This is a genomic window from Streptomyces sp. NPDC031474 (assembly GCF_055581185.1).
In genome coordinates this window covers 100704-112447 of the sequence record NZ_JBVIJX010000019.1, presented here as the reverse complement: position 1 = coordinate 112447, position 11744 = coordinate 100704, and the positions used below count along the sequence as shown (strand labels likewise).

The 11744-nt window shown below is 70.7% G+C and carries 12 protein-coding genes and 1 pseudogene; 8 read left to right on the top strand and 5 right to left on the bottom strand.

What is annotated here, in order from left to right; all coding sequences use genetic code 11:
* Positions 1-100: 100 nt before the first annotated feature.
* Together ACZ5SK_RS35455 and ACZ5SK_RS35450 are read right to left on the bottom strand one after the other, a co-directional pair.
* Positions 101-763 (bottom strand): response regulator transcription factor, encoded by a 663-nt coding sequence (locus ACZ5SK_RS35455; protein WP_334583057.1) that lies wholly within the window; start codon positions 761-763, stop codon positions 101-103.
* A gap of 14 nt (positions 764-777) precedes the next feature.
* Positions 778-1932, bottom strand: coding sequence for a sensor histidine kinase (locus tag ACZ5SK_RS35450; protein ID WP_334583056.1), 1155 nt, complete (start codon positions 1930-1932; stop codon positions 778-780).
* 110 nt (positions 1933-2042) lie between these two features.
* Here ACZ5SK_RS35450 and ACZ5SK_RS35445 point away from each other — a divergent pair, with 110 nt between their 5' ends.
* The 4 genes from ACZ5SK_RS35445 (at position 2043) to ACZ5SK_RS35430 (ending at position 4459) form a co-directional block, all read left to right on the top strand.
* The gene (locus tag ACZ5SK_RS35445) at positions 2043-2966 is read left to right on the top strand and encodes an ATP-binding cassette domain-containing protein (RefSeq protein ID WP_334583055.1); all 924 of its coding nucleotides are present in this window, start codon (positions 2043-2045) and stop codon (positions 2964-2966) included.
* Positions 2963-3694, top strand: coding sequence for an ABC transporter permease subunit (locus ACZ5SK_RS35440; RefSeq protein ID WP_334583054.1), 732 nt, complete (start codon positions 2963-2965; stop codon positions 3692-3694). The genes ACZ5SK_RS35445 and ACZ5SK_RS35440 overlap by 4 nt, the downstream gene beginning before the upstream one ends.
* A gap of 59 nt (positions 3695-3753) precedes the next feature.
* Positions 3754-4128: a hypothetical protein gene (locus ACZ5SK_RS35435; protein WP_361708938.1), complete on the top strand. Its 375-nt coding sequence runs from the start codon at positions 3754-3756 to the stop codon at positions 4126-4128.
* Positions 4129-4246: 118 nt separating this feature from the next.
* Complete coding sequence (locus tag ACZ5SK_RS35430; RefSeq protein ID WP_334583052.1) at positions 4247-4459, top strand: hypothetical protein; 213 nt, start codon at positions 4247-4249, stop codon at positions 4457-4459.
* Between the two features lie 18 nt (positions 4460-4477).
* On the opposite strand, the gene mug is transcribed toward ACZ5SK_RS35430, so the two are convergent.
* The 3 genes and pseudogenes from mug to ACZ5SK_RS35415 form a co-directional block, all read right to left on the bottom strand.
* Positions 4478-4975: a G/U mismatch-specific DNA glycosylase gene (gene mug, locus ACZ5SK_RS35425; RefSeq protein WP_334583051.1), complete on the bottom strand. Its 498-nt coding sequence runs from the start codon at positions 4973-4975 to the stop codon at positions 4478-4480.
* A 53-nt stretch (positions 4976-5028) separates the two neighbouring features.
* The gene (gene purB, locus ACZ5SK_RS35420; RefSeq protein ID WP_334583050.1) at positions 5029-6471 is read right to left on the bottom strand and encodes an adenylosuccinate lyase; all 1443 of its coding nucleotides are present in this window, start codon (positions 6469-6471) and stop codon (positions 5029-5031) included.
* A 386-nt stretch (positions 6472-6857) separates the two neighbouring features.
* Positions 6858-7828 (bottom strand): annotated as a pseudogene (locus ACZ5SK_RS35415) (integrase core domain-containing protein).
* On the opposite strand from ACZ5SK_RS35415, the gene ACZ5SK_RS35410 reads away from it, so the two are divergent.
* The 4 genes from ACZ5SK_RS35410 (at position 7736) to ACZ5SK_RS35395 (ending at position 11711) form a co-directional block, all read left to right on the top strand.
* Positions 7736-7939, top strand: a complete 204-nt coding sequence (locus ACZ5SK_RS35410) for a hypothetical protein (protein ID WP_468158732.1) — start codon at positions 7736-7738, stop codon at positions 7937-7939. The pseudogene ACZ5SK_RS35415 and the gene ACZ5SK_RS35410 overlap by 93 nt on opposite strands.
* A gap of 146 nt (positions 7940-8085) precedes the next feature.
* Positions 8086-8742, top strand: a complete 657-nt coding sequence (locus tag ACZ5SK_RS35405) for a transposase domain-containing protein (RefSeq protein ID WP_334583816.1) — start codon at positions 8086-8088, stop codon at positions 8740-8742.
* Positions 8739-9455 (top strand): hypothetical protein, encoded by a 717-nt coding sequence (locus ACZ5SK_RS35400; RefSeq protein ID WP_457495523.1) that lies wholly within the window; start codon positions 8739-8741, stop codon positions 9453-9455. The genes ACZ5SK_RS35405 and ACZ5SK_RS35400 overlap by 4 nt, the downstream gene beginning before the upstream one ends.
* 72 nt (positions 9456-9527) lie before the next feature.
* Positions 9528-11711 carry a glycoside hydrolase family 127 protein gene (locus tag ACZ5SK_RS35395; RefSeq protein ID WP_457495524.1) on the top strand — a complete coding sequence of 728 codons (2184 nt, stop codon included), beginning with the start codon at positions 9528-9530 and terminating at the stop codon, positions 11709-11711.
* The last annotated feature ends 33 nt before the right edge of the window (positions 11712-11744 follow it).

The window sequence follows — 11744 nt, the reverse complement described above, 5'->3', positions numbered from 1 at the left end:
CGCGTGTGGGCGGATCGTACTCGGCAGGAGGCATCCCGGCGAGTGACGAACAGGTACCGATGACGTCACGCACCCCTCACGTCGACGTCACGCACCCCTCTCACCCCGGCGCGACGAACCCCGACTCGTACGCCGTGATCACCGCCTGCGTCCGATCCCGCGCCCCGAGCTTCGCCAGTACCGCGCTGACATGGGACTTGACCGTCTCCGCCCCCACGACGAGCCGCGCGGCGATCTCCGCGTTCGACATGCCGCGCGCCATCAGCCGCAGCACCTCGGCCTCCCGTTCGGTCAGCCGGGCCTGCTCCAGCGTGTCCCGGGCCGCGCGGTTGCCTCCGCCTTCGCCGTACTCGGCGGCCAGCCGCCGCACCGACGCCGGGAACAGCAGTGACTCGCCCTCGGCGACCAGGCGCACCGCGTGCACGATCTCGGCGGGCCGGGCACGCTTCAGCAGAAACCCGTCCGCGCCCGCGCGCAGCGCCTCATACACGTACTCGTCGTTCTCGAACGTCGTCACGACCAGGATCTTCGGCGGCTCGGCCACCGTCCGCAGCACCGCGCGCGTGGCCTCGATCCCGTCCATCAGCGGCATGCGTACGTCCATGGCGACCACGTTCGGCCGCAGCTGCCGCACCAGCGGGATCACCGCCGCCCCGTCCGCCGCCTCGCCGACGACCTCGATGTCCAACTGCGCCTCCAGCACGGCCCGCAACCCGGCGCGGACCAGCGGTTCGTCGTCGACAAGGAGCACGGTCACGGGCATCCGGTCAGCGTAGATCACTTCATGGGCAGTTCTGCGTGTACCTGCCAGTCGCCCGCGTCAGGACCGGTCGAGGCCCGTCCCCCGAGCAGGGCCGCGCGCTCGCGTATCCCGCGCAGCCCGCTGCCCCGGCCGGGGCCTGGTATGCCGGCTGTCAGCGGGTTGCGCACCTCCAGACGCAGCAGACCGTCCGAAACGCCCACGCGGACCCGCACGGGAACGGCTCCCGCGTGCCGCAGCACATTGGTCAGCGCCTCCTGGAGGATGCGATAGCCCTCACGGGACACCGGTCCCGGTACCGCCTCCAGCGGGCCGGTCACCTCGGCGTCGACCTTCGCGCCGGACACCCGCGCGGACTGCAGCAGCCGGTCCGCGTCGGCGAGCGTCGGCCGGCTGTTCAGCGGCCGCTCGGCCTCGCGCAGCACGCCGAGCACCCGCTCCAGGTCCTCCAGGGCGGCCCGGCCGGTCTCCTCGATCGCGTCCAGCGCCCGGCCGGTGAACTCCGGGTCGCCCGCGGCTCGCGCCGCGCCCGCCTGCACGACCGCCACCGTGAGCGCGTGCCCGATGGAGTCGTGCAGCTCCCGGGCGATCCGGTTGCGCTCCAGCAACTGCTCGGTGCGCTCCTCAAGGGCGGCGAGCCGCTCGGCCGCCGACGGGCCGAGCAGCCCGCGCGCGAGCGCGGTGATCAGCTCGCCCAGGCCGACGACGACGCCGTACAGAGCGAACAGGGGGACGGGGATGAGTAGCACGAGCCACCAGCCCGGCGCAACGTCACCGGGCAGCGGCAGGTCGTCCGACATCTGCCCGCCCGCGCCGACGGCCAGGTCGTAGACCAGGGCGGGCAGCCACACGCACGCGAACAGCGCCACCGCGCCGAGGGCCATCCGCGTCTCCAGCCACAGCACCGTCCGCAGCCGGTCCCGCCAGGTAGCCGACGGCGCCACGGAGAAGTCGGGGCCCAGGTCGCCCGGCAGGAGCAGCAGCCGGGCCTGCACCCCCTCGCCGGTGCGCACGGCAGGGACCAGGCCGAGCGGAACGAGCACCAGCGCGGGAACCCACGGCCTCGACGGGTCGATGTACATCCAGACGCTCACGACCAGCATCGGCACCCACAGATGCAGCAGTCGCGCGTACGTGATCCCCCGCCGCAGCGGGCGCAGGAAGCGGCCCATGCCGACCATCGTGGCACCCCCCACTGACAACGGCCCTCCCCCGAGCGGGGGAGAAGCCCGCCCCGCACGGGGGAGGCGCCCGACCCGGGCCGGCGGCGAGAGTCGTGGCCATGACCAGCATCGACGTCCACGACCTCACCAAGGAGTACGGCCCCCGGCGGGCCGTGGACCGCCTCACCTTCAGCGTGCGGGCCGGCCGCGTCACCGGCTTCCTCGGGCCCAACGGCGCGGGCAAGTCCACCACCTTCCGCCTCGTCCTCGGCCTCGACCGGCCCACCTCGGGCACCGCCACCGTCGGCGGACGGGCCTACACCGCCCTGCGTGAACCCCTGCGGCACGTCGGCGCCCTGCTCGACGCGCACGCCCCGCACGGCGCCAGGACCGGCCGCGACCATCTGCTCGCCCTGGCCGCGAGCAACCGCATTCCCGTCCGCCGGGTCGACGAGACGCTGGAGGAGACCGGGCTCGCCCCGGCCTCGCGACGCCGGGTGAAGACCTACTCCCTGGGCATGCGCCAACGCCTCGGCATCGCCGCCGCCCTGCTCGGCGACCCCCAAGTGGTGCTCCTCGACGAGCCGTCCAACGGGCTCGACCCCGAAGGCATCGTCTGGATCCGCGGGGTGCTGAGGCGGCTGGCCGCGGAAGGACGCACCGTGTTCGTCTCCAGCCACCTCATGAACGAGACCGCGTCCTTCGCCGACCATCTCGTCGTCCTCGGCCGGGGCCGGCTCCTGGCCGACACCCCCATGCGGGACTTCATCGACGCGCGCGTGCAGCCCCGCGTACGCATCCGTACGACGGACCCGACCGCGCTCAAGAGCGCCCTCGCCCGGCACGGCCACGACGCAGTGGAACACCCCGACGGGCACTGGAGCGTGCAGCACGCGCGTGTGGACGACATCGGGCGCCTCGTGTCCGACGCCGGGGTTCCCCTGCTCGAACTGACCACCGAGGAAGGCACGCTGGAGCAGGCCTACCTCGACCTGACCGCCGCCGACACCGAGTTCGCGGCGCCTGCCCAGGAGGCGGCATGACCAAGGAGTTCACTCCCGCGCTGCACGCCGAGTGGATCAAGATCCGTACGCTGCGGTCGCAGGTCGGCGCCCTGAGCGCCGCGCTGCTCGCGACGGTCGCCTTCTCCGCCGCAGCCGGCGCAGCCGGCGCCGACGACACCGACCCGGACGTGCTCTTCTCCGTCTTCTCCGGGGTGAGCTTCGGACAGATCGCGGCGGTGACCTTCGGCGTGACGGCCGTCTCCGCCGAGTTCCGGGGCGGCGCCCTGCGCGTGTCGCTGGCGGCAGTACCTCGGCGGGGCCGTTGGCTCGCTGCGAAGTTGACGGCGATCGCCCTCCCGATGCTGGCCGTCGGCCTGGTCACGGGACTGGCGACGGCGGCGGTGGGCACGTCGGTGCTGGGGGAGAGGGCCGAGAGCCTGACGACGGCACAGGCCCTGCGGGGCGTGGTCGGCTGCGCGCTCTACCTGACCCTCATGGCGCTCCTGGCAGCCGGCCTGACGGCGGTGGTGCGCAGCGGCACGGCGGCGCTCGGCCTGCTCATCCCGTTCCTGCTGATCGTGTCCTTCGTGGTGGGCGACCTGTCGGGCGGTGCGGCGGACTTCCTCCCCGACCGGGCCGGTCAACTGGCCCTGCACAGCGCGCAGGAGAGCACGCTCGGCCCCTGGACCGGCCTCGCGGTGTCCGCCCTGTGGACGGCGATCGCGGTGACCGCCGGCGCCTGGCGGCTGCGACGCCGGGACGCGTGAGCACGAGCGCTCCACTGACGGGCCGCCAATTGTCAGTGGCGGCGGGTTTACTGGACCGTATGGACATCGAGCAGTACCTCGCCGCCCCCGGCGACCGCCCGGCCGCCTTAGCGACCAGCCACGGTCTCGTGGCGGCGGACGCCGGCGTGCGCGTCGAGGCGGTCGAGCGGTTCCACGAGGACAAGGAGGACCTGGCCGGGGAACTGACGCGGCGGTGGGGCGAGCCGCAGCACATCGGCCTGCAGACGATACGGCTGCGGACCGAGCGGGAGGACATACCCGAGCCCTGGTCCGAGCTGAGCCTCAGGGCAGGCCACGCATACCTCTGGCAGGTGACGGAACAGGGCCGCTGGGTGGCCCTGGGAGTGGCCGACCTCGACCCGGACGACGAGATAGAACTCCTCCTGGTCGTCACGGAGACCGCCCCGCCGTAAAGCCGTAAAGCCGCCGTAAAGCTGCCGGGAAGCTCCACACCGTCCAGGCCTCACACGCTCCCGCGCGCCCCCGGCAAGCTCCTTCCTGGCGACCCCCGAGGCCGTCGACCATGAGCGGATGCATGGATCGGGACCGCCGGGCTGGTGGACAGCCCTTGCGATCATCGCGGCCGTTCTGGGAGTCATCGAGTGGCTGCGACCACCCGGGCCCGGCGAATGCCGCACCTGCAAGGGCAGACGAGGCTTCCACCAGACCTCCTACGTCAACGGCAGGACCACGACCTGGTACGAGTGTTCCGACTGCCGCGGAACCGGCAAGCTCCGCCGATGAGCGCGCCGTTCGCCGGCGTCAGCCCTGCGCCGCCACCCGCAGGCGGGCGAACTCCTGCGCCATCGTCGCCGCCGTCCAATGCGCGTTCAGCCCGCTCGGATTCGGCAGCACCCACACGCGTGTGTCCCCGATGACCCGTTTCTGCGGACCCACCGCCGCCTTGCGGTCGTCGAAAGCCGCCCGGTAGGCCGTCACGCCCACCACCGCCAGCCAGCGGGGCTTCAGCAGCGTCACCTTCTCCGCCAGCAGTCGCCCGCCCTCCCGGTACTCCTCGGCGCTCAGCTCGTCGGCCCGCGCGGTCGCCCGCGCCACCACGTTCGTGATGCCGAGCCCGTGCGACAGCAACTCCCGCTGCTCCGCCGGCTTCATCAGCCGCGGTGTGAAGCCGGAGAGGTGCAGCACCGGCCAGAAGCGGTTGCCGGGGCGGGCGAAGTGGTGGCCGGACGCCGCCGTCATCAGGCCCGGGTTGATGCCGCAGAACAGCACGCGGAGGCCGCCCGCGACGACGTCCGGCACGAGACGGTCGCGGGCGGCCTCCAGCTCCGCCCGGGTGAAGCGTGCGACGCGGGTCAGAGGATCGCTCCGGGGGTGTAGCCGGCCGCCTCCGGGCGCTGCTTCACGATCTCCTCGACACGGCCGACGACCACGGCCACCTGCGCGGCGGCGGCGCCCGTGAAGGACAGCTTGTCGGCCATCAGCGCGTCCAACTGCGCGCGGTCGAGCGGAAGACGCTCGTCGCCGGCCAGCTTGTCCAGCAGTTCGTTGCGCTCGGCGCCCCGCTCGCGCATCGCCAGCGCCGACGCGACCGCGTTCTCCTTGATCGCCTCGTGCGCCACCTCACGGCCGACACCGGCACGCACCGCGCCCATCAGCACCTTGGTGGTGGCGAGGAACGGCAGGTAGCGGTCCAGTTCACGGGCGACGACGGCCGGGAAGGCGCCGAACTCGTCGAGCACCGTCAGGAACGTCTCCAGCAGGCCGTCGAGCGCGAAGAACGCGTCCGGGAGCGCGACCCGGCGCACCACCGAGCAGGACACGTCGCCCTCGTTCCACTGGTCGCCCGCCAGCTCGCCGGTCATCGACGCGTAGCCGCGCAGGATGACCATGAGCCCGTTGACGCGCTCGCACGACCGCGTGTTCATCTTGTGCGGCATCGCGGACGAGCCGACCTGACCCGGCTTGAAGCCCTCGGTCACCAGCTCGTGCCCGGCCATCAGCCGGATCGTCTTCGCCAGCGAGGAGGGAGCCGCCGCGAGCTGCACCAGCGCGGTGACGACCTCGTAGTCCAGCGACCGCGGGTAGACCTGCCCGACGGACGTGAACGCCTGCGAGAAGCCCAGGTGACCGGCGATGCGGTCCTCCAGCTCGGCCAGCTTCGCGGCGTCGCCGCCGAGCAGGTCCAGCATGTCCTGCGCCGTGCCGACCGGGCCCTTGATGCCGCGCAGCGGATAGCGGCCGAGCAGCTCCTCGACCCGGCCGTAGGCCACGAGCAGCTCGTCGGCGGCGGTGGCGAACCGCTTGCCGAGGGTGGTGGCCTGCGCGGCCACGTTGTGCGAGCGGCCGGCCATGACCAGCTCGCCGTACTCGCCGGCCAGCTTGCCCAGGCGCGCCAGGACGGCCACCGTACGGTCGCGCACCAGCTCCAGCGACAGCCGGATCTGCAGCTGCTCGACGTTCTCCGTGAGGTCGCGGGACGTCATGCCCTTGTGGACCTGCTCGTGCCCGGCGAGGTCGTTGAACTCCTCGATCCGCGCCTTCACGTCGTGCCGCGTGACCTTCTCGCGCTCGGCGATGGAGGCCAGGTCGACGGTGTCCAGAACACGCTCGTAGTCGGCGATCGCCGCGTCCGGCACCTCGATCCCGAGGTCCTTCTGCGCCTTCAGCACGGCGAGCCAGAGCTGACGCTCCAGCTTCACCTTGTGCTCGGGCGACCAGAGCGTGGCGAGCTCGGCGGAGGCGTAACGTCCGGCGAGGACGTTGGGGATGCGGGGCTTGGCGGCAGCGGAAGTCACGTGTATGGAGTTTACCTGCCGTCCAGAGGGCCGCCGAATCGTCCATAGAGTCCAGAGAGCGCAGGTCGGATGCACTCCGACCTGCGCTCTTCCGTGGGGTCTGTGAGACGAGTGTGAGACGCCCGCTTCTGCCGTCAGGACGCGTGCTCTGTCGAGGGCTCCTGAGCACATTGTGCCTTGCCGCTGGGCGAGTGGGGTTTGCCCTTGCCGCTCGTGGACACGTGGCTGCCGCAGTTCCGGCAACGCCGGATCTGCTGCCCGTGGGCGTCTGTGTCGGGTGCGTCGACGTGGCCGACGACCTGGTGAGCTTCGCCGCTCACCTGCGGCAGCTCGCCCGCGCCGTCAACCACGCGGTTCTGTGGGTGCCGATTGATCATCCGGGCTGGTCAAGCGGCATATTGGTACTCGTGTAAAGTTCCGCCGAGTCGGTCGCGTCGAGGGATCTGCAGGTTCGCGATCCCCCCTGGTTCGCTGATCGGTTGGGGCAGCGGGCGGAGCGGGGCGGCCTGATTCAGGGCCCGGTGGGGCCGATGCCCGTTGTAGAAGGATTCGAACTCGCGCAGCGCGTGGAGCAGGTGACGCTGGTCCCAGATGAGGGTGCGGTCCAGCAACTCGCGCCGGCAGGTTTGTATCCAGCGCTCCATGATGGAGTTCATCCGCGGCATCCGGATGCCGCTGGTGACAACCGTGATCCCGGCGTCGGCCAGGACCGCGTCGAAGGACTGGGTGAACTTCGAGTCACGGTCACGGATCAGGAACCTCGACCCGCTGCTCGTGTCCTCCAGGTCCATGACGAGATTGCGCCCGAGCTGCACCGCCCACTGCGCGGTGGGGTGCGCGGTGACACCCAGGATCCGGATACGGCGGGTTGCGTGCTCGATGACCGCGAAGACGTACAGGCGCGCACCGGTCAGCGTACGAGTCTCGAAGAAGTCGCAGGCCAGCAGTGCATCCGCCTGGCCGCGCAGGAAGGCGGCTCAGGTCGTGCCCTGGCGTTCGGGTGCGGGCGGGATGCCGTGCTCCTTGAGGATCTCCCAGACGGTAGAGGCAGCGACCTTGATGCCCAGCGCCGCAAGCTCGCCATGGATCCGGCGATACCCCCACGAGCTGTTCTCACGCGCCAGACGCAGCACCAGAGCGCGAATCGAACGGACGGTCGGCGGGCGCCCACGACGCTTCGCCGCCTCAGCAGATCGCGATGCCAGCGCAAGATCGTGTCCGGACGAACCAGCAGCAGGAGCCGCCGCAACCTCTTTCTCGGCAGATGGTGGAGCAGGCCGGCAAGGATCACGCGGTCGGTATCGGTGAACGCGGGCTTGCCGTCCTGGCGTTGCAGGACCAGCAACTGGTGCCGCAGCGCGAGAATCTCAACTTCCTTCTCGCGATCGCTCATCGGCAGCAGGCGCAGGAGCGCGAAGGTGTTCGTGACCGCGAGGTAGGTCAGACGCAGCAGCACGAGAGGTCATGATGCCGCCCGTGCCCTGCCCGGGTGAAGACCGGGGGACCAGCGGTCGGCACGTTCCAAGATCGATGATCTAGACCGTCACCTGGGCGGATGATTTATCGGCACCCGCAGAGTTGACGCAAATCATCGACCCCGACCTGGTTGATGCGGTGCTCGATGACACCGGTGCCCGCGAGCACAGGGTTCGGTTGCTGCCCTCCCGAGTGGTGTTGTACTTCGTGCTGGCCTTCGCGTTCTTCGAGAACGCGTCCTACCAGGCGGTGTGGGGCAAGCTCACGACGGCGACACCGTCAAGGTCGGCGCCTGGCCGGCCAAGGCCCGCACCAAGCACCGCGCCGGCCAACTGCCCGGCGCACAAGGCCGTCGACGCCCACAAGAACCGAGCCGGGATGTCAAGTTGGGGGCCTATGTGCCGGGATGGGGTGGGCGCCCGTTTCTGCCCCGCAACCCGTCTCCGCCGAATGCGGCCGAGGAATGTTCTGCGCAAGGCATTGACGATCGATGTGAGCGCTCCTACTTTCCCGCAAGGAAAAGGTTTTCGATGCGCCACGGGTCATACCACGGGCCCCGGGTCGCTCCAGTGCCGTCATTCCCTGCTCCTCCCCATGGGGAAGGTGGTGGCGCTGGAAGGCCGCAGTTCCACGCGCGGAGTTAGCCCGCGCGCCGAAGGGCTGTTGGCGCTCACATCGCAAGGCTTCAACCGCACCGCGGGCCCCCACATCTCCCCATCCACGGTAAGGATCCCTCGCGATGACGACCTGCCCACCCCCGCACGGGAACTACCGAAGCCGGTGATCCCCCGATGAAGCGTATGCCCCTGCGCGGGCCGCGACGCCGCCGCAGAATCGCCGCCGCCGCCGTCACCGCCCTGCTCGCCGCGCTGGACGGCTACTCGACGGCGTACAACACGGCCTACGCCTCCGACGGCCTGCACGGGACGAAGTACCGCGACCTGCCCATCACCAGCTACGCCGGGCAGATCGCGACGACCACGGGCGGCCCCAACGCCTGGGGGGAGGCCAACGGCAGCGGGCCCTCCAGCGCCAATCCGTGGATCGGCAACCACGCCGGGCCCGAGTTCGGGGCGATCCCGTACGCCTGGCCGATCTCGGCCCAGCAACAGGACCTGATCGAGTCCATCGTCGCCGAGGGCCGCGCCTCCACCGGCTCCGTCCCGTACACCTTCACCCGGCCGCTCTACATCGGCCGCGGTATCCCGAACAGCTGGATCGCCGCGGGCCAGACCACCCCGGTGAGCAATCTGACCTCCTCCTACGACGTCGGCTCGGGATCCCGCAGCACCTACGGGGTCTCGCTCGCCGTCACCAAGCCCGGTTCCGGGCGGGTGGTCACCGTCTCGCTGTCCGGCACCCTGCCCGGCGGCATGGTCGCCATCCAGCTCCCGATCCTGACCTCCGTCGGTGTCACCTCGGTCAGCGGTGGCAGTTACGACTCCGGCACGCACACGGTCACCAGCGACCCCGGCGCCAAGAGTGTGACCAGCACGCTCGCCTCATGACCACCGGAAGCCGGGGCCCGGCCGCTTCCAACTGGCTCCGGCTTCCCCTCGATCGAGCAGGAGAAGCCCCACATGGCAGACCTTACGCGCCGCGACGCGCTGCGCATGGCGGCGATCGCCGCCGCCGTCCCCGCGTTACAGACGGCGACCTCGTCGACCCCGGCCCGCGCAGCGGGCACCCGCGGCATCGCGTCCGCCGGCGCGTCCCCCGCCGCCGGCATGGCGCTCCCCACACCCTCGAGCTGGGTCGTCAAGCCGTTCGACAACACGGAGGTGACTCTCGGAAGCAGCCTGTTCACCGCCAACCGCGACCGGATACTGAACTTCCTGAGGCAGTACCCGATCGACAACATGCTCGCCGTCTACCGCGACAACGCCGGCCTGGACACGCTCGGCGCCCAGCCGCCGGGCGGCTGGGAGACGTACGACAGCAACCTGCGCGGCCACTACGGCGGCCACTTCCTCAGCGCGCTCTCGCTCGCCTACGCCGGCGACGGGGACCCGGCCTTCAAGTCGAGGGCCGACCACATGGTCACCGCGCTCGGCCAGTGCCAGGCCGCGCTGGCCGCCCAGGTCGGCACCCCCGGCGGTCCGAGCCGCGCAGGCTACCTGGCCGCGTACCCCGAGACGCAGTTCATCGAGCTGGAGCGATATGCCACGTACCCGACGGTCTGGGCGCCCTGGTACACCAACCACATGATCATGCGCGGCCTGCTCGACGCCTACCAGTACACCGGCAACCAGGAGGCCCTGGGCATCGTGAGGGGCATGGCCGACTGGGCGTACAGCCGGCTCGGGAACCTGCCGCGCACCCAGCTCGACCGGATGTGGAGCATCTACATCGCGGGGGAGTACAACGCGATGCCGGTGGTGATGGCCGACCTGTACGCCCTCACCGGCAACCAGCACTACCTGACCACCGCCAGGTGCTTCGACAACACCTACCTGCTGCAGGCCGCGGAGAACGACCAGGACACCCTCGACGGCGAGCACGCCAACCAGCACATCCCGCAGTACCAGGGCTACCTGGCGATCTACGAACGCTCCGGCGACTCCTCGTACATCACCGCCGCGCGGAACTTCTGGGACATGGTGGTGCCGCACCGCACCTACCTCGACGGCGGCATGGCCGGCTCCGGCGAGATCTTCGGCGCGCGGGACGTCATCGCGGCCACCATCCAGACGTCCAACGCCGAGTCGTGCTGCGTCTACAACATGCTCAAGCTCAGCCGCGGCCTGTTCTTCAACACCGCCGACCCGACGTACATGCAGTACTACGAGCGGGCCCTGTACGGCCAGATCCTCGCCTCGCGGCAGAACACCAGCAGCTCCTGGGACCCGCTGCTGACGTACTTCGTCCCGGTGAACCCCGGCGCGCGCCGCGACTACGGCAACCTCGGCACCTGCTGCGGCGGCACCGGCCTGGAGACACACACCAAGTTCCAGGACTCGGTCTACTTCAGGTCGGCCGACGACTCCGCCCTCTACGTCAACCTCTACATCCCCTCCACGCTGCACTGGACGCAGCGCGGGCTGACGATCACCCAGACGACCGCTTACCCGACCGACCCGTCCGGGACCAGCACCCTCACGGTCACCGGCAGCGGCCGGTTCGCGCTCAAGCTGCGGGTGCCCTACTGGGTCGAACGCGGGTTCACCGTGCGGCTCAACGGGACCGTGCAGGACGTGATCACCACGGCCGGCACCTACGTGACCCTGGATCGGCAGTGGAGCAGCGGCGACACCGTCGAGGTCAGCGCGCCCTTCACGTTGCGGATCGAGCGCGCGCTGGACGACCCCGCCACCCAGAGCCTGGCCTGCGGACCGGTCCCGCTGGTCATCCAGAACTCCTCGACGAGCTACCGGAACCTGACCCTCTACCGCGACTACCCGCTCAGCCGCGACCTGAGCAAGGTCATCCGCCCCGGGTCGGCCCCGATGACCTTCACCACCCGTGACGGCCTCACCTTCGTCCCGTTCTACATCGGCACCACCGCGAGCTACCACGCCTACTGGAAGCGGTACGAACCGACGATCGTATTCGGCTCGACCGACACCGGGGTCACCAACCGCAAGGGCGGCGACGGGCGCACCTTCCTCGACGAGGTCTGGGACCGGGGTCCGTTCGGCGGACGGTCAGCCGTGGTGAGCGCGGTGGACGCGGTCTCGTCGGCGCGGGTGGGCGCCGGCCTGATGACCTCCGCGCAGCGCCGGACGGTGCTCACCGCGGCCCAGCAGGCAGTGTTTCCGGTCTGACGCCCTTCCGGTCAAGGCCTGCCGGTCCCGGCA